The organism is Glycomyces dulcitolivorans, assembly GCF_003265355.1.
GTDB lineage: Bacteria > Actinomycetota > Actinomycetes > Mycobacteriales > Micromonosporaceae > Glycomyces > Glycomyces dulcitolivorans.
Window position 1 is genome coordinate 1 of sequence record NZ_QFRW01000067.1, and the last position, 17471, is coordinate 17471.

At 71.0% G+C, this 17471-nt stretch carries 18 protein-coding genes; 11 read left to right on the forward strand and 7 right to left on the reverse strand.

Annotated features, from left to right (window positions below):
- Positions 1–42: 42 nt before the first annotated feature.
- The 4 genes from DI269_RS04925 to DI269_RS04940 all read left to right on the forward strand — a co-directional run bounded on the left by DI269_RS04925 (position 43) and on the right by DI269_RS04940 (position 3279).
- Positions 43–699, forward strand: coding sequence for an amino acid ABC transporter permease (locus DI269_RS04925; protein WP_112134003.1), 657 nt, complete (start codon positions 43–45; stop codon positions 697–699).
- Positions 700–712: 13 nt separating this feature from the next.
- Positions 713–1627 (forward strand): amino acid ABC transporter permease, encoded by a 915-nt coding sequence (locus DI269_RS04930; protein ID WP_112134004.1) that lies wholly within the window; start codon positions 713–715, stop codon positions 1625–1627.
- A 153-nt stretch (positions 1628–1780) separates the two neighbouring features.
- A complete protein-coding gene (locus DI269_RS04935) occupies positions 1781–2749 on the forward strand; it encodes an ATP-binding protein (protein WP_112134005.1) in 969 nt (322 codons plus the stop codon).
- Positions 2750–2868: 119 nt separating this feature from the next.
- Positions 2869–3279, forward strand: a complete 411-nt coding sequence (locus DI269_RS04940) for an SCO5389 family protein (protein ID WP_112134006.1) — start codon at positions 2869–2871, stop codon at positions 3277–3279.
- A gap of 72 nt (positions 3280–3351) precedes the next feature.
- Here the strand turns inward: DI269_RS04940 and DI269_RS04945 are convergent, their stop codons facing one another.
- Together DI269_RS04945 and DI269_RS04950 are read right to left on the reverse strand one after the other, a co-directional pair.
- Positions 3352–4068, reverse strand: a complete 717-nt coding sequence (locus tag DI269_RS04945; RefSeq protein ID WP_232822625.1) for a TetR/AcrR family transcriptional regulator — start codon at positions 4066–4068, stop codon at positions 3352–3354.
- A gap of 10 nt (positions 4069–4078) precedes the next feature.
- The gene (locus tag DI269_RS04950) at positions 4079–4498 is read right to left on the reverse strand and encodes a hypothetical protein (protein ID WP_198667160.1); all 420 of its coding nucleotides are present in this window, start codon (positions 4496–4498) and stop codon (positions 4079–4081) included.
- A 147-nt stretch (positions 4499–4645) separates the two neighbouring features.
- Here DI269_RS04950 and hisF point away from each other — a divergent pair, with 147 nt between their 5' ends.
- From hisF to DI269_RS04965, 3 genes are all read left to right on the forward strand, one after another.
- Positions 4646–5389, forward strand: coding sequence for an imidazole glycerol phosphate synthase subunit HisF (hisF, locus tag DI269_RS04955; RefSeq protein ID WP_112134007.1), 744 nt, complete (start codon positions 4646–4648; stop codon positions 5387–5389).
- Positions 5390–5567: 178 nt separating this feature from the next.
- Positions 5568–7346, forward strand: a complete 1779-nt coding sequence (locus DI269_RS04960; RefSeq protein ID WP_112134015.1) for an ABC transporter ATP-binding protein — start codon at positions 5568–5570, stop codon at positions 7344–7346.
- Positions 7343–9124, forward strand: coding sequence for an ABC transporter ATP-binding protein (locus DI269_RS04965; RefSeq protein ID WP_112134008.1), 1782 nt, complete (start codon positions 7343–7345; stop codon positions 9122–9124). The genes DI269_RS04960 and DI269_RS04965 overlap by 4 nt, the downstream gene beginning before the upstream one ends.
- A 54-nt stretch (positions 9125–9178) precedes the next feature.
- Here DI269_RS04965 and DI269_RS04970 read toward each other — a convergent pair whose 3' ends face one another.
- On the reverse strand, positions 9179–10102 hold the full coding sequence (locus tag DI269_RS04970; protein ID WP_112134016.1) for an NADP-dependent oxidoreductase: 924 nt from the start codon (positions 10100–10102) through the stop codon (positions 9179–9181).
- A 129-nt stretch (positions 10103–10231) separates the two neighbouring features.
- Here DI269_RS04970 and DI269_RS04975 point away from each other — a divergent pair, with 129 nt between their 5' ends.
- On the forward strand, positions 10232–11209 hold the full coding sequence (locus DI269_RS04975) for a GlxA family transcriptional regulator (protein WP_112134009.1): 978 nt from the start codon (positions 10232–10234) through the stop codon (positions 11207–11209).
- Here DI269_RS04975 and DI269_RS04980 read toward each other — a convergent pair.
- From DI269_RS04980 to DI269_RS04995, 4 genes are all read right to left on the reverse strand, one after another.
- Positions 11199–11837, reverse strand: coding sequence for a flavin reductase family protein (locus DI269_RS04980; RefSeq protein ID WP_112134010.1), 639 nt, complete (start codon positions 11835–11837; stop codon positions 11199–11201). The genes DI269_RS04975 and DI269_RS04980 overlap by 11 nt on opposite strands.
- A 54-nt stretch (positions 11838–11891) precedes the next feature.
- Positions 11892–12854, reverse strand: a complete 963-nt coding sequence (locus tag DI269_RS04985; RefSeq protein ID WP_112134011.1) for a quinone oxidoreductase family protein — start codon at positions 12852–12854, stop codon at positions 11892–11894.
- A gap of 49 nt (positions 12855–12903) precedes the next feature.
- Entirely contained in the window at positions 12904–14664 is a 1761-nt protein-coding gene (locus DI269_RS04990) for a BCCT family transporter (protein ID WP_112134012.1), read from the reverse strand.
- A 76-nt stretch (positions 14665–14740) separates the two neighbouring features.
- Entirely contained in the window at positions 14741–15409 is a 669-nt protein-coding gene (locus tag DI269_RS04995; protein ID WP_112134017.1) for a RibD family protein, read from the reverse strand.
- Between the two features lie 118 nt (positions 15410–15527).
- On the opposite strand from DI269_RS04995, the gene DI269_RS05000 reads away from it, so the two are divergent.
- The 3 genes from DI269_RS05000 to DI269_RS05010 form a co-directional block, all read left to right on the forward strand.
- Positions 15528–16700: an RNA-guided endonuclease InsQ/TnpB family protein gene (locus DI269_RS05000; RefSeq protein WP_112134018.1), complete on the forward strand. Its 1173-nt coding sequence runs from the start codon at positions 15528–15530 to the stop codon at positions 16698–16700.
- 144 nt (positions 16701–16844) lie between these two features.
- Positions 16845–17198, forward strand: coding sequence for a phosphoribosyl-AMP cyclohydrolase (gene hisI / locus DI269_RS05005; protein WP_112134013.1), 354 nt, complete (start codon positions 16845–16847; stop codon positions 17196–17198).
- Positions 17195–17471, forward strand: a 277-nt coding sequence (locus DI269_RS05010; protein ID WP_198667163.1) for a Trp biosynthesis-associated membrane protein, incomplete at its 3' end; no start/stop codon positions are given. The genes hisI and DI269_RS05010, both read left to right, overlap by 4 nt.

Genomic DNA, 17471 nt, shown 5'->3' on the forward strand with positions numbered 1-17471 from the left:
CCGTGACACGGCCGCCGCCGCCCGCCTTATGGAGGAGTCCGCTTGTTCCGCAATTTCGACCTGATGGCCGAAGCCCTCCTGGAGGGTGCGCGCGTCACCGTCGTGGTGACCCTCACCAGCTACGCCCTCGCGCTGGCGATCGGCATGCTGCTGGTGATCATGCACGTCAGCCCCGCCGCCCCCGCCCGCTGGGCCGCGAACGCCTACACCCAGCTGTTCCGCAACGTCCCGCTGCTGGCGGTCCTGTTCGTCATGTACTTCGGGCTGCCGTCGATCGGGATCGAGACCACCAGCTGGGGGGTCGGCCTGATCGGCCTGGGCATGTACACCGGCGCGTTCGTCGGCGAGACCCTGCGCAGCGGCATCAACTCGATCCCGCTCGGCCAGGCCGAGGCGGCCCGCTCGATCGGCCTCACCTTCGGGCAGTCGCTCCAGGCCGTGATCCTCCCGCAGGCGTTCCGCGCCGTCATCCCGCCGCTGGGCTCGCTCCTGATCGCCCTGGTCAAGAACAGCGCCCTGGTGCTCGCCGTCGGCGTCACCGAGCTGACGGCGATGTCGCGGCGGCTCATCGAGGACGACCAGTCCCGGTTCGACCTGTGGGGCGTCGTCATCGGCGTGACCGTCAGCTACCTGCTGATCGCGTTCATCCTCAGCTACCTCGTGCGGCTCGCCGAGCGGCGCGCCGCGTTCGTCCGATGAAGGCGGGTGACTCATGACCAGACCCAACGAGAGCACGGTCCTGTTCGACGCGCTCGGCCCCAAGGGCCGGCAGCGCTCGCTGATCGCCTCCGTCATCTCCGCCGTCGTCATCCTGGGCCTCCTGGCCTGGGCCGCGTACGGTCTCGCCGGGAACGGCTTCTTCGAGTCGTCGCGGTGGATCAACCCGCTCGACGCCCTCGTCGTCGAGACCACCTGGATCCCGGCGATCATCGAGACGCTCAAGGCCTTCGCGCTCGGCTCGCTCGTCGCGATCTTCCTCGGCGTGATCGTCGGCTTCGGGCGCATCTCGCGGTTCCTGCCCACGCGCGCGGCCTCCACGGTCTACGTGCAGTTCTTCCGCTCGCTGCCGCTGGTGCTGCTCATCTGGATCTCCTTCACCATCGACGGGTACTTCGGCTTCACCGCCGACGTCCTCGGCTGGGACGGCGACACCCGGCGCCTCACCTTCCTGGTGCTGGGTCTGGGCATCTACAACGGCGCGATCCTCGCCGAGATCCTCCGCGCCGGCGTCGCGGCCCTCCCGCCCGGCCAGGCCATGGCCGGGTACGCGGTCGGCCTCAGCCACGGCCAGGTGCAGCGCCTCATCGTGCTGCCGCAGGTCCTGCGGAACATGCTCCCGGCGGTCCTCGCCCAGCTGGTCATCCTCCTCAAGGACACCTCGCTCGGCTACGTGATCACCTACCCCGAGCTCCTGCACTCGGCCAACATCATCGGCCGCGACTACGGGAACTCGTTCCTCCAGGCGCTCATCATCGCCGCGCTCATCTACTTCGTGCTGGCGTACGCCCTCTCGAAGGTGGTGGTCTACGCGGAGCGCCGCCTGCGCAAGAAGACCGCCGCGCCGAAGGCCGCGGCCCAGCTCGAATCCGTCGTCGCCGGCGGCACCGCCGGCTCCGGCGTGATCTAGCGACACCCCGCACGACCCGAAGGGCCCCGCAGGCAGCAGCCGGCGGGGCCCTTTCGCGTGCAGCCCTTCCGATATGAGCCGCGGTCGCGTACCGGGCCTGCTAACCTACTTCTTGAAATCAACAACCATTTTCAATTAGTGGGGACCGGAACCATGAAACTCGCCTTCGTCGGCAAGGGCGGCTCGGGCAAGACCACGATGGCCTCGCTGTTCGCCCGGCGCGCGGCCGCGCTCGGCCACCCCGTGATGGCCATCGACGCCGACATCAACCAGCACCTGGCCGCGGCGCTCGGCCGCGACGCCGAGGCCGCCGCGATGGGCCCGGTGCTCGGCGAGCACCTGGCCGACATCAAGGACTACCTGCGCGGGACCAACCCGCTCGTGCCCTCGGCCGACCTCATGCTCAAGACCACACCGCCCGGGCCCGGCTCGCGCCTGCTCACCGTGCGCGAGTCGAACCCGCTGCTCGACCGGCTCTTCACCGAGCACGAGGGCATCCGCTTCGCCGCCACCGGCGGCTTCGTCGACGACGACCTGGGGGTGGCCTGCTACCACTCGAAGGTCGGCGCGGTCGAGCTCCTGCTCAACCACCTCGTGGACGGCGGCGACGAGTTCGTCGTGGTCGACATGGTCGCCGGCGCCGAGGCCTTCGCCTCCGGCATGTTCACCCGCTTCGACCACACGTTCCTCGTCTGCGAGCCGACCCTGCGCTCCGTCGGCGTCTACAAGCAGTACCTCGGGTACGCCGAGGACTACGACGTGCGGATCTCCGTGATCGGCAACAAGATCGACGACGAGGACGACGTCGCGTTCCTGCGCTCCCACGTGGGGGAGGCCCTCCTGGGCTGGTGCTCGCGCTCGAAGTACGTCAAGGCCGCCGAGCGCGGCAGCGTCGGCCCCGTCGCCGACCTCGAACCCGAGAACCTCGCCGTGGTCGACGCCGCCCGCGAGCGGGCCGTCGCCGGCGGCAAGGACTGGGCCAAGTTCACCCGCCAGGCCCACGACTTCCACCGCAAGGCCGCCCTCGCCTGGGGCAACGACCGCGCGGGCGTCGACCTCGCCGACCAGATCGTCCCCGGCTACGTCCTCGGGGAGCACCTGCTGGGCGCGCCCGTCCACTAGCGCCGGTCGCGGGCCCTTCTGGACGCTCCGCGCGGCCGGAACCGCCTGCGTCGAGAACCCGACAGCGGCCGCGGGCCGCCGCCAGCACAATGAACCGATTCGAACCGAGAGGAGTACGCATGTCCCTTGACGTCTCTGAAGACCTGCTCAGCAAGGCCGAAGCGGGGGAGGTGACCGACGCCGAGTTCCTGGACTGCGTCAAGCAGTCCCTGCCGTTCGCGTGGGACCTCTTCGCGAAGGTCGCCGACGACCTGAAGAACGGGGTCGTCTCGTCCACCGGGTCCACCCAGTTCGCGGACAACACCGTGCCGCCGCCGGACGAGCAGGCGCGGGGCCAGCTCCTGCGGGCCCTCGCCTCGGACTCGATGCGGGCCGCGCTGGAGCGCCACCACGGCGTCAAGTTCGCCTTCCAGAACTGCCACCGGATCGCGGCCTTCCCGGCCTCCGAGGTCGACTCGGACGCCTACCGCAGGTTCACCTCGCCGCGCGGGCAGCTGCTCAACCAGTCGCCCGAGCTGAAGGACTGCTGAAGCACGACGCACCACCGAAGGGCCGCAAGGACAACGGCGTCCGGCGGCCCTTCGGGCCGCCCGGATCCGGGTTTATTCGGGCTTCCTGGTGATGAGGAAGTCCCGCACCAGCTCCTCGCCCTGCTTGACCAGCGGCCGCAGGATCTTCAGCCGCGACAGCGCCACGACCCGGGCCGCCAGCGGCGCGGTGCGCCGCGCGAGCTCGCGCGACTTCTCCTGGCCCGGCGAGGCGTCGTACACCCAGTACAGGACCACGACCATCTGGTGCAGCCACAGCATCTCCGGGAGGATGTCGGCCATGTCCTTGGGCACCTTGGTCTTCGAGCCCTCCAGGACCTCCCGGTAGAGCGCGATGTCCCTGTCGCGGCTCTCGCCGGAGTCCTCCGAGAACGGGCTCAGCGGGCTCGACGGGTCGGCCGCGTTGCGGAAGAACTGGCCCGCGAACGCGTGGTAGGGCCCGGCGATGTCGAGCCACGCCAGCAGCGCGGCCTCGATGCGCTCGGCCAGGGTCTCCTTGCCCTCCAGCATCGTGGGCGTCAGCTCGGCGTGCCGGTTCGTCGCCTGCTCGTAGAAGCCCTGGATCAGGTGCTCCTTGGACTTGAAGTAGTAGTAGGCGTTGCCGACCGAGACCCCGGCCTCGGCCGCGATCGCCCGCATCGTGGTCTTGTCGTAGCCGCGCTCGGCGAACATGTCGAGCGCGGTCTCGATGATGCGCTGCCGCGTCCGCTCGCCCTTGCTGGCAGGGCGGGCGGACGCGTCGTCTTCGGGTTCGGAGGCAGAAACGCTCACAAAGGCGATCCTACTGTGGCAGCGGGCCGTGCGCCTGGGGCCGCGGGTGCGGGGGCTCCATGTTGCCGAGGGCGCGGGCGTCGACGACCTGGCCGCGCTTGCGGAAGCCGTTGAGCACTATCACGTTGATGACGTGGAGGACGCCCAGGATCAGCAGCACCGCCCCGATCTTGACCGCGACGGTCTCGAAGACCTCGCGGGCGCTGCCGATGTGGTCGCCGGTGCGCAGCCACAGCGCCACGAACCCGAAGTTGAGCAGGTAGAAGCCGACTTGCAGGAGCCGGTTGACGGCCTGGGCGAGCTGCTCGTCCCCGGCGAAGACGTCCTTGATGAAGTGGATCCCGTTGGCCCCGAGGGTCCGGGCGACCCACACGGTGAGCGGGACGGCGACCAGCAGGTAGGCGGTGTAGGCGACGACCGTCATGTCCATGACAGTGCTCCGTTCTGAAAGGGGGACTCCCAGAGTTGAACATGTTCAACTCCTGAACTCAACCTACGCAGCTTCTTGAACATGTTCAAGTCCGGGGTCGGAAATATGGCCGACGCCACCTCAGGGCCTGCACGGTAGTCTTGCCGCGTGACTGTTGCGGTGCGTGTGATCCCCTGCCTGGACGTGGATGCGGGGCGGGTCGTCAAGGGCGTGAACTTCGAGAACCTGCGCGACGCGGGGGACCCGGTCGAGCTCGCGGCGGCCTACGACGCGGCCGGGGCCGACGAGCTCACCTTCCTCGACGTGACCGCCTCCTCGGACGACCGCGGGACCATGATGGACGTCGTCGCGCGCACCGCCGAGCAGGTCTTCATCCCGCTGACCGTCGGCGGCGGGGTCCGCACCCCGGACGACGTCGACCGGCTGCTGCGCGCGGGCGCCGACAAGGTCGGGGTCAACACCGCCGCGATCGCGCGGCCCGAGGTCATCGCCGAGATCGCCGACCGGTTCGGGAACCAGGTGCTGGTGCTCTCCGCGGACGTCGCATCGGGCGCCGAGACCGATTCGGGCTGGGAGGTCACCACGCACGGCGGGCGGCGGCGGACCGGGATCGACGCGGTCGAGTGGTGCGCGCGGGCCGCCGGGCTCGGCGCGGGGGAGATCCTGCTCAACTCGATCGACGCCGACGGCACCAAGGCCGGCTTCGACCTCCCGCTCATCGCCGCGGTCCGCGCCGCGGTCGACGTGCCCCTCATCGCCTCCGGCGGCGCCGGCGCCGCCGCGCACTTCCCGCCCGCGGTCGCCGCGGGCGCCGACGCGNTCCACTTCGGCGACGTCGCGATCGGCGAGGTCAAGCAGGAGCTCAAGAACGCGGGCCATCCGATCAGATAGACGATGGCTCCGGTAGGAGTTGGCGACTGTCGGCGGTGCGAGGCATGATTGCAAGCGGCCGCTTGCCGAGCGGCTAGGAACCAGCCCGGAAGTCACCCACCCGACCGGAGACCCAATGACGCTGCCCACCGGCACCGCCGCCGATCCCGACGACCTCGCCGCGGGCGCGGACGAGCACATCCTCGGACGCGGCCTGCGCAACATCGGCGACATGATCCGGCTCAAACCGAAGCCGTTCGCCATCGGCGCCGCCGGGGCCATGATCAACACCGGCATGACCCTCTTCCTCTCCTACGTCGTCGGCTGGGTCGTCGCCGGGATCGCCGTCCCCGCCTACGAGAACGGCGAAGTCGCCTACGGCACCGTCCTCCTCGGCGCCGCCGCGCTCCTGGGGACCTCGATCGTCCGCTTCTCCTCCATGTGCGCCAGGCGCATCGGCGCCGGCGTCATGCAGTTCGGCGTCCAGGCCGCGTGGCGCCGCCAGATCACCCGCCGCTACCTCGCGCTCCCCGTCTCCTGGCACCAGAAGCACCCCACCGGCACCCTCCTGTCCAACGCGAACGCCGACGTCGAGGCCGCCACCCGCCCCCTCGCGCCCCTGCCGTTCGCGTGCGGCACCCTCTTCATGGTCGCCGTCGCCATGGTCGCGTTCGTCACCATCGACTGGGCGATCGCGCTCGTCGCCCTCGGCATGTTCCCCGCGCTCTTCACCCTCAACGCCGTCTTCGCCACCAAGATGGCCCCCCGCGCCAAGCGCGCCCAGGAACTGCGCGCCGAGGTCTCCGCCGTCGGCCACGAGTCCTTCGACGGCGCCCTCGTCGTCAAGGCCATGGGCCAGGAGTCCGCCGAGACCGAGCGGTTCAGCGCCTCCGCCACCGAGCTGCGCGACGCCATGATCGGCGTCGGACGCCTGCGCGCCGCCTTCGAGCCCGCCATCGCCGGGCTCCCCGAGATCGCCGTCCTCGCCGCGCTCCTCGTCGGCCTCGCCCGCTTCGAAGCCGGCGCGATCAACCTCGAACAGCTCGTCACCGTCTCCTTCATGTTCTCCGTGCTCGCCTTCCCCATCCGCGCCATCGGCTGGGTCCTCGGCGACCTCCCCGGGTCCGTCGTCGGCCGCGCCCGCGTCGACCACGTCCTCTCCGCCACCGGCGACATGGCCTACGGCGACAAGGAACTCCCCGCCACCACCGCCCCCGCGAGCCTCGAATTCGAGGCCGTCGCCTACGCCTACCCCGACGGCCACGAAGCCCTCCGCGAAGTCACCTTCACCGTCGCGCCCGGCACCACCGTCGCCCTCGTCGGCGCCACCGGCTCCGGCAAGTCCACCCTCGCCCACCTCGCCGCCCGCCTCATCGACCCCAGCCGCGGCGCGGTCCGCCTCGACGGCGAGGACCTCCGCGACCTCACCCACGCCGACCTCGCGCGCACCACCGCGCTCGTCCAGCAGATCCCGTTCATCTTCGACGACACCGTCCGCGCCAACATCGCCCTCGGCCGCAAGGGCCTCGACGACGAGCGGCTCTGGGACGCCCTCGTCGCCGCCGGCGCCGAGAAGTTCGTCCTCAACCTCGACGACGGCCTCGACACCGAGGTCGGCGAGCGCGGCACCAGCCTCTCCGGCGGCCAGCGCCAGCGCCTCACCCTCGCCCGGGCCCTCGCCGGTTCACCGCGCATGCTCGTCCTCGACGACGCCACCAGCGCCGTCGACCCGAAGGTCGAGTCGCAGATCCTCGCGGGCCTCAAGAACTCCTCGGAGGCCGCGAGCGTCCTCGTCGTCGCCTACCGGCGCGCCACCATCGCGCTCGCCGACGAGGTCGTCTTCCTCGAAGGCGGCCGCATCACCGCCCGCGGCCCGCACACCGAGCTGCTGCGCACCCACCAGCCCTACGCCGATCTCGTCACCGCCTACGAGCGGGCCGAGGCCGAGCGCGAATTCGATGAGGAGGGCGCGGCGTGACCGCCCAGGAGACCCCGACCCAGCCCGGCCCGTGGGAGACCGTCAAGCGCGGCCTCCAGCTGTCGCCCGAACTGCGCACCGGCCTCGGCTTCACCGTGTTCCTCGCGGCCGTCACGGCCCTGGGGCGCCTGGTCGTGCCGATCGGCGCGCAGAAAATCCTCGACGACGGGCTCCTCGGCCCCGGCGGCCCCGACCTCGGGTACGTCGTCGTGGTCGCGGCCCTCGGCACCGCGGCGCTCGTGCTGACGACGCTCGCGAACTACGTGATGAACCGGCGCCTGTTCGTCGTCTCCGAGCACGCGCTGGCGTCGTTGCGGCGCAAGACGTTCCGGCACATCCACGACCTGTCGATGCTGCACCAGCAGTCCGAGCGGCGCGGGGCGCTGACGGCGCGCGTGACGACCGACATCGACCAGATCAGCCAGTTCCTCCAGCAGGGCGGCATGGTCCTGGTGACCTCGACGGCGCAGATCATCGTGGCCACCGTGGTCATGGTGTTCTACTCGTGGCAGCTGGCGATCGCAGTGTGGATCGTGTTCCTGCCGGTGACGTGGATGATCAAATGGCTCCAGAAGCACCTCGCGTCGGCTTACACGAGCGTGCGCCGCAGCGTCTCGGCGATGCTGTCGGCGGTCGCCGAGTCGGTGGTCGGCGCGGGCACGGTGCGCGCGTACGGGGTCGGCACCCGCACCAGCGAGCGCCTGGACGCCTCGATCGAGGAGCACCGGAGGGACCAGACCCGGGCGATCAGCCGCTCGGCGCTGTCCTTCGGCGCGGGCGAGCTCGTGTACCTGGGCGTCAACGTGGTCGTGGTGATCCTGGGCGCGTTCCTGGTCGCCGACGGGTCGATGTCGGTGGGGGAGCTGACGGCGTTCCTGTTCCTGGTCGTGCTGTTCACCCAGCCCGTCGTGATCGGCACCGAGACGCTGAACGAGGCGCAGAACGCGGTCTCGGGCTGGCGGCGGGTCCTCGACATCATCGACACCGCCCCTGACGTGGCCGACCCGGTCGACGGTGTCGCGCTTCCCGAAGGGCCCCTTGGGGTCCGCTTCGAGGGGGTGCGGTTCGCGTACCCGGGCGGCGCGGAGGTCCTGCACGGCATCGACGTGGAGATCCGCGCGCACTCGAAAGTGGCCGTGGTCGGCGAGACCGGTTCGGGCAAGACCACGTTCGCGAAGCTGCTGACCCGGCTCATGGACCCGACCTCGGGCCGGGTGCTGCTCGGCGGCGCGCCACTCGACGGGGTCACGTTCGCGTCGCTGCGGCGGCGGGTGACGATGGTCCCGCAGGAGGGCTTCCTGTTCAACGGGACGCTCGCGCGGAACGTGCGGTTCGCGCGGCCCGAGCTGACCGACGCCGAGATCTACGTGGCGTTCGCCGAACTCGGGCTCACCGACTGGGTCGAGACGCTCCCGGCCGGACTCGACACCGAGCTGGGGGAGGGCGGCGCGAACCTCTCGGTCGGCGAGCGCCAGCTCGTGTCCCTGGTGCGCGCGTACGTGACCGACCCCGACCTGCTCGTCCTCGACGAGGCCACGAGCGCGGTGGACCCGGCCACGGAGCTGCGCCTGTCGGCGGCGCTCGACGCGGTCACGCGCGGGCGCACGACGGTGATCATCGCCCACCGGCTCTCGACCGCCGAGACCTCGGACGAGGTCCTCGTGTTCGACGCGGGGGAGCTGGTCCAGCAGGGCCCGCACGCCGCGCTCGCGGCGGAGGCCGGGTCGGTGTACGCGGGGCTGCACGGGTCGTGGGTGGAGCAGACCCGCTCGAACTGAGAAGGATTGAGTACGGTTCGGGCCGCAGCGGGTTCCGCTGCGGCCCTTGCCTTTTCAGTCGACGGTGAGGACGATCTTCCCGGTGGTCCGGCCCGCGGCGAGCGACTCGTGGGCCTTGCCGGCCTCGCTGAGCGTGAACGTCTCCGACACCGTGGGCGTCAACTGGCCCGCTTCGACCAGGGCCGAGAGGCCCTTCATGCCGCTCCAGTCTGCTTCGACGAGGATGAAGCCCGCGTGCACGCGCCGCTGCTCGTCCTCGCTGAGGTCGCCGGGGATGACCGACAGCAGGTACCCGCCGTCCTTGAGGACCGACGCCGAGCGCGCCGTGTACTCGCCGCCGATCGGGTCCACCACGACGTCTACTGTGTCCACCACTGTCGTGAAGTCGACCTCGCGGTAATCCACGGCCTCGTCGGCGCCGATCGAGCCGAGGTACTCGTGCTTCCCGGCGCTGGCGGTGCCGATGACATACGCGCCCTTGGCCTTCGCGATCTGGACGGCGAGGTGCCCGACGCCGCCCGCGGCGGCGTGGACGAGGACCCGCTGCCCCGGCCGCACATCGGCGGTGTCGACGAGCGCCTGGTAGGCGGTGAGCCCGGCCAGCGGCAGCGCGGCGGCCTCGGTGTGACTGAGGCGGGCGGGCTTGAAGTCGAAGTGCCGGGCCGGGGCGACCAGGTACTCGGCGTAGGCGTTCGCCAGGCGCGGGAACAGCGGCATCCCGTACACCTCGTCGCCGACCTGGTAGATCCGCACGCCCGGGCCGACCGCCTCGACGGTGCCCGAGACGTCCCAGCCGACGGTGAACGGCGGCTTGCGGCCGATCATGCCGCCGGTGGCGCGGGTCTTCCAGTCCACCGGGTTCACGCCCGCCGCGTGCACCCGCACCAGGATCTCGCCCGAGCCCGGCTCGGGCCGGTCGACCTCGGTGATCCGCAGGACCTCGGGTCCGCCGAGCTCGTCCTGGACGACGGTGCGCATCTTCGCCATGTCGTGTCCCTTTCAAAGAATTCGCGTGTCACGGAACTGCGATCCCGTGTCCCACCAGTCTCGGGCGCTGCGCCGGTCGCGAACAGTGGCCCGGAGGCCATGATGTGAAAGAATCGGGCCATGCAGAATCCGCATCGCGTGGCCGTGCTCGCCCTGGACGACGTCCTCGCCTTCGACCTGGGCATCCCCGACCGGATCTTCTCCGCCGCGTTCGACCGGCGGCTGCGGCCCCTCTACGACGTGCGGATCTGCTCGCTCGACGGCGGCCCCGTCCGCAGCTCCAGCGGCTTCACGATACAGCCCGACCACGGCCCGGAGCTGCTGGAATGGGCTGACAGGGTGGTCGTGGCGACCATCGACGCCGGCGGCCCGGTCTGCGACGTCCAACAGCTCCCGCCGGGCCTGCCCGAACTGTTCGCGCGCGTGCGACCGGACGCGCGCATCGTCTCCTTCTGCTCCGCCGCGTTCGTCCTCGCCGAACTCGGCCTCCTCGACGGCCTCTCGGCCACCACCCACTGGGTCCTCACCGACCGCATGCGCGAACGCTTCCCGCACATCGACGTCGACCCCGACGTGCTGTTCGTCGACCAGGGCCGCATCCTCACCTCCGCGGGCGCCGGCGCCGCCGTGGACCTGTGCCTGCACATGGTCCGCCTCGACCACGGCTCCGCGGTCGCGAACTCGGTGGCGCGCCGCTGCGTCGTCCCGCCCTGGCGCGACGGCGGCCAGGCCCAGTTCATCGAGCGCCCCGTCCCCGCCGAGCAGGACCTGAGCACCTCCGAGGCCCGCGCCTGGGCGCTGGCGAACCTCGACCGGACGCTGTCGATCGACGACCTCGCGCGGCGCGCGAACATGAGCCGCCGCTCCTTCACGCGCCGCTTCCGCGAGGAGACCGGCCAGAGCCCGGCCCAGTGGCTCACCCGCCAGCGGGTCGAGCACGCCCGCCAGCTCCTGGAGTCCACCGACCTCAGCGTCGACCAGGTCGCGCAGCGCGCAGGGCTGGGCACGGCGGTCTCGCTGCGCCAGCACCTGCGCGCCTCACTCGGCGTCTCGCCTTCGGCCTACCGCAAGACGTTCAAGACCGCCGTCAACCGCTGACCGGCGCGGGCAGGACGCCGCCGTGGGGCATGCGCCAGTTCGCGGCCAGGCGCGAGGGCCGCAGGTTCCGGGCCTCGCCGAAGTACTCGCAGAACTTCATGACGAGCGGGTCCCAGGCGACGGGGTCGACGTACGCGGTGCCCGGCACCAGCAATGATTCGTCCACATGGGACCGCAGGATCTCGGCTTCGAACGCGGTGCACCCGCTCCCGAACGGGTGCACCGCGGTGATGCGGCATTCGAGCTGGATCGGGCACTCGGCGACGCGCGGCGCGCCGGTGACCTCGCCGGGCTGCTCGGTGAGCCCGGCAGCGGCGAACTTGTCGGGCTCGTACCGGTACCCCTTGGCGGCCTTCGTCTCCGGGACGGGGTCGGCGGCGGTGAGGTCGGCGAGGAGGTCGACCGCGCCGGCGAGGCCGGCCGGGACGAGGTTCACGGTGACCTCGCGGGTGCGGCGCATGTTCTGCGCGGTCCGGGACCGGTCGCCCATGCCGAGCATGCACGACTGGCCGAGCCACCACGCCGAGGACATGGGCGCGACGTTAGCGCGGCCCTCCTCGTCGCGGGTGCCCAGGAGCACCACGGCGCTCCCGTAGTAGTGGACCTTCAGCGGCGTGTTCTGATGCATGCGCCAATCGAACCCGGCGCGCCCGCGCGGTGCTGGCCGGAAAACGACACGGCGTCAGGGGATGAGCAGGAGCTTCCCGGTGGTCTTGCGGGCCTGGAGGGCCTCGTGCGCTTCGGGGGCCTCTTCGAGGCGGAACGTCTCGCCGACGCGGACGAGCAGGTTGTCGTCCTCGATCATCTGGAAGACCTCGGCGGTGCGCGCGAGGTACTCCTCGCGGGTGCGGGTGAAGTCGCCGAGGGTGGGGCGGGTGAGGACGAGCGAGCCGCCCGAGTTGAGCCGCTGCGGGTCCACGGGCGGCACGGGGCCGCTGGACTGGCCGAACAGGGCCATGACGCCCCGCGGGCGCAGCGCGTCGAGGCCCTCGTCGAAGGTGGTCTTGCCGACGCCGTCGAAGACCGCGGCGACGCCCTCGCCGCCGGTGAGCTCGCGGGCCTTCGCGCCGAAGCCCTCGTAGCGCATGACGTGGTCGGTGCCGTTCTGGCGGGCGAGCTCGGCCTTCGCGTCGGTGGAGACGGTGCCGACGACCTTGCCGCCCTTGTACTTCACCATCTGCGTGAGCAGCAGTCCGACGCCGCCGGCGGCGGCGTGGACGACCACCCAGTCGCCCTCCTGCACGTCGTAGACGCTGTTGCACAGGTAGTGCGCGGTCAGCCCCTGGAGCATGACGGCCGCGGCGGTCTCGACCGCGACCTTCTCCGGGACGGGCACGAACTGGTCGGCGTCGGCGACGACGAGGTCCGCATAGGACCCGGGGACGCTCTTCCAGGCGACCTCGTCGCCGACCGCGAAACCGGTGACGCCCTCGCCGAGGGCCGCGACGTAGCCGCCGCCTTCGAGGCCGGGCGTGAACGGCACGGGCAGCCCGTAGGCGCCGGTGCGGTGGTAGACGTCGATGAAGTTGACGCCCGCGGCGGCGACCCTGACCGCGATCTGGCCGGGCCGCGGGCCCGGGTCCTCGCCCTCCAGGACCGTCATCACGCCAGGCCCGCCGGTCCGCTCGACCACGATCGCCTTCATGAGGTTTCCTTCCGCCGCAGGTTCACCCCATAACCTAGCGGCTCCTGTCCTATTCCTCCGTTCCGGTCCGGCGTCCGGACGGGAAGCGCATGCGGGCGCGCCCCCACGGGTTCTTCGCGGCGGCGCGGGTGTCGACCTCCTCGCCGACGATGCGGCGGATGGCGTCGCGGAAGCCGCGCTGGCGCATGTGGTGGCGCAGGACGTTCGCGGCCGGGTCGGACGTCAGCTCCTTCATGAGCGCCACGCACAGCGCGAGCATGACGACCACGAACGGCAGCGCGACGATGATCGTCGCGTTCTTGAGCCCTTCGAGGCCGCCCGACAGGAGCAGGACGGCCGCGACCGCGCCGATCGTCGCCCCCCAGAACACCACCAGGGGCTTCTTCGGCGCGAGAGAGCCGCGGCTCGACAGGGAGCCCAGCACCAGCGAGGCCGAGTCGGCGCCGGTCACGAAGTAGATCGCGACCAGGACCATCGACAGGCCCGACATGAGCCCGTACAAGGGGAGCGAGTCCAGGAGCGCGAACAGGGCGTGCTCCTCGCCCTGCGCGAGCGAGTCGGCGTAGTCGGCGCTCCCGTTGCCCTGCTTCCACAGTGCGGTCCCGCCGAGGATCGCGAACCACAATGTGGAGGCCGCGGACGGGATGAGGAGGACGCCGACGATGAACTGGCGGATGGTCCGCCCGCGCGAGATGCGCGCGATGAACGTGCCGACGAACGGCGCCCACGACAGCCACCACGCCCAGTAGAAGATCGTCCAGGCCGCCATCCAGTCGGCGCCGCCGAACGCGCCCGTGACGCTGGAGAGGTTCACCAGCTCGGACAGGTACCCGCCGACCGCGTTCGGCCACGCGTCCAGGATGAACAGGGTCGGGCCCGCGAGGAACACGAACACGACCAGGAACAGCGCCAGCACCACGTTCGTCGTCGACAGCCACTTGACGCCCCGGTGGACGCCCGAGAACGCCGAGGCCACGAACGCGGCCGTCAGCGCGATGATCACGATGATCTCCAGGAACTTTGAGTCCTTGACGCCCGCGACGATCCCCAGGCCCACCGCGACCTGGAGCGCGCCCAGGCCCAGGCTCGCGGCCGTCCCGAACACGGTCGCGAACACCGCGAGCAGGTCGATGCCGCGCCCGGTCGCCGGGCCCCAGCGCTTCCCGCCCAGGAGCGGCTCGAACGCGTCGCTCATGTTGTTGCCGCGCTGCTTGCGGAACGTCGAGTAGCCGAGCGCGAGCCCGGCGACCGCGTAGATCGCCCACGGGTGCAGTCCCCAGTGGAAGTACGAGTAGACCAGCGCGCCCTCCTGGAGCTGGTCCGAGTAGTACGGCGAGGCGGGGTTGAGCTGGAGCGGCGGCGGGGCGTCGAAGTAGTGCGAGAGCGGCTCGGCCACGCCGTAGAACATGAGACCGATGCCCATGCCCGCGGCGAACATCATCGAGATCCACGGGAGCGTCCCGAACTCGGGCTCCTCGTCGGCGCTCACCGCCAGCTTGATGTTCCCGTACCGGCTCGCCGCGATGTAGACCGCCAGGACCAGGAAGATGTTCCCGGCGATGATGAACAGCCACCCGAAGTTCGCGATGACCCAGTTCAGGGCCGCGGTCGAGCCGTCCTCGAACTGGTCGGGGAAGAACGCGCCGAACAGGATCACCGCGACGGTGACGACCGCGGCGGTCCAGAACACCGGCCGGTCCACCGGCAGCGTCGCCTCCCGCTCCGCGATCACCGGCGGCGGGGGCGCCTCGCCCTCTTCCGTTTCCGGGTCCTCGGGTGCGGCTTCGGCGGGCGTCTCGCTGACGGACATGGCGCGGCTCCTCTCCGTACGGCAGGGGGACTGAAGCCACCATAAGGGACTTACCGCCGCGATCCGGCCGTTCCGGTCAAGCCCGGCGGTACACCAGCAGCGCGATCGCCCCGATCGCCCGCGTCTCCACCAGCCGCAGCGGCCGCGCCGGCGACTGCGGGAACGACGCCGGGTACACGAACCGGGCCCCGCCCCGCTCCCCGAGCAGGAACGGCGCCACCGCCACGTGCACCTCGTCGGCGAGGTCGGCCGACAGGAACGCCGTATGCACCGTCCCCCCGCCCTCCACCAGCAGCCGCTCCACCCCGCGCGCGGCCAGGTCCGCGAGCGCCGCCTCCAGGTCCACCTCGCGCTCGGCCGTCGCCACCACCTCCGCCGCGGCCGGCCCGACCGGGCACGCCGCCGCCCCCGCCGCCGACGTGTACACCACGACCGGGTCCCCGCTCGTGAACAGGCGCGCCTGCGGATCCAGCTCGCCCGACGGCGAGAACACCACCCGCAGCGGCGTCGCCCGCAGACCGGCGGCGGTCCGCTCCGCGCGCCGCGTCTCGGACCTGACCTGGAGCCGCGGGTCGTCCGCGCGCACCGTCCCGGCCCCCACCGCGATCGCGTCCACCCCCGCCCGCACCGCGTCGACGCGGTCGAAATCGGCCTCGTTGGACAGGACCAGGCGTTCGGGCGAGTCGTCGTCGAGGAACCCGTCGAGGCTCACCGCGGCCGAAAGGATGACATACGGGCGCTCCATACCGCTGAGCATCCCATGCCGAATACGACTTCCGCCCAGGCGACGCGAACCGATGTCGGGCGCGCTGGCGCGAGTGTCGCTCACTCGGGTCCCTTCGCTGACCTGGTACGTTCCCGCTATGCATCTGAGGTACCGGTTTCGGGCGTACCCGACCGCGCCCCAGCGCATCTCGCTGGCGCGCCTGTTCGGGTGCGTTCGAGTCGTCTACAACGACGCGGTGGCAGCACGAAAGAGCGCCCGAGCCGCAGGGCTGCCCTATCCGACGACCGCGATGCTGGACCGTCGGCTCATCACCGAGGCGAAGCAGACCCCTGAACGGGAGTGGCTCACCGAGGTCTCCACAGTCCCGCTACAGCAGGCACTGCGGGACTGCCATGCCGCATATCGCGCGTTCTTCGACTCACGCCGCGGAAGGCGGCGCGGGCCCAATGTCGGCCCGCCGCGGTTTCGGCGACGGTCCCACCGGCAGACCGCGCGGTTCACCCGCAACGGATTCTCGCTGCGGCCCAACGGCCGAGTCTATCTGGCGAAGGTCGGCGAGCTTGCCGTTCGCTGGTCTAGGGAACTGCCTGCGGTCCCTTCGAGTGCGACGGTCGAACGAACCGCGACCGGCAATTTCTTCGTGTCGTTCGTAGTCGTGGTCGAACCGGGGGCGGAACTCCTCGATCCCCTGCCGGTACCTGAGGCGGATACGGGTATCGACCTCGGCCTTCACGAGTTCGCGGTCCTGCGTGGCGGCAAGGTCATCGAGAACCCCCGATTCTTCAAGCGCATGGAGCGTCGGTTGGCGAAGGCGCAGCGGATGCTCTCCAGGAAGACCGCGGGTTCAGCAAACCGTGAGAAAGCCCGACTGAACGTCGCCCGGATACATGAGAAGGCCGGGTACCGCAGGTCCGACTGGATCCACAAGCACGTCAAGACGATCGTCGCCGAGAACCAAGGCATCTTCGTCGAAGACCTGCACGTCGGTGCACTGAGCCGGGGGCTCCACGCGAAGAGCTTCAGGGAGGCCGCATTCGGGATCTTCCTGCGCCGGCTCGAGGTGAAAGCGGTGCGGGCCGGCCGGTCCTTCAGGAGGGTCGATCGGTACTTCCCTTCGACTCGACTGTGCTCGGCGTGCGCCGCGGTCACGGGTCCACGAGGGCTCGGTGAGTTGAAGGTTTGCAACTGGATCTGCGAGTGCGGAGCGGTCCATGACCGCGACGCCAACGCCGAGCTCAACCTGCGAAGAGAAGGCCGGCGCCTTGAGAACGAATGCCGGATGGTCGCCGCGGGGCACGCGGAGACTTGAAACGCCTCCGGACAGGACGTGAGACCGGGCACGCCCGGCGGTCCTGGAAACACCCCAAACGGGGAGAGAACGAGGAACCCGACCGTGGACGGGACGTGACAGCGTCTCGCAAGCCGGGAGCCCCCGTCCCATAGGGCGGGGAGGATGCCAAAATCGATAACCGTGGAAGGTCGAGAAGAGGTCCTGGCGAACCTGGCGTTCAATGCCGACGGGCTCGTGCCCGCGATCGCGCAGCAGCACGACACCGGCGAGGTGCTCATGCTCGCGTGGATGGACGCGGAGGCGCTCCGGCGCACCCTTGAGACGAAGCAGGCCACGTACTGGTCGCGCAGCCGCGGCGAGTACTGGGTCAAGGGCGCCACCTCCGGGCACCGCCAGGCCGTCGTCTCCGTCGCCCTCGACTGCGACGGCGACACCGTCCTCCTCCAGGTCGACCAGACCGGCCCCGCCTGCCACACCGGCACCCGCACCTGCTTCACCGGGAGGGAGATCGCATGAGCGGCACCGCAGACCGCGCTCCTGAGCGCACCCGTGTGCTCCTCGCCGGAATCGTCGCCGCTGGCCTCGCGGCCCTGGCCGCCTCCCGCGGCTGGACCTCGACCGCCGAGACCGGCCACGCCGGGATCACCGCCACCACCGCCCAGTCCGGGACCGACCTCGCCTCGTGGGCGCTGCCGTGCGCGCTCGCTGGCGGCGCCGCGTTCCTCGCGATGCTCGCCACCGGCAACCGCGCCCGCCGCGTCCTCGGCGCCGTCGCCGCCCTCGCCGGAC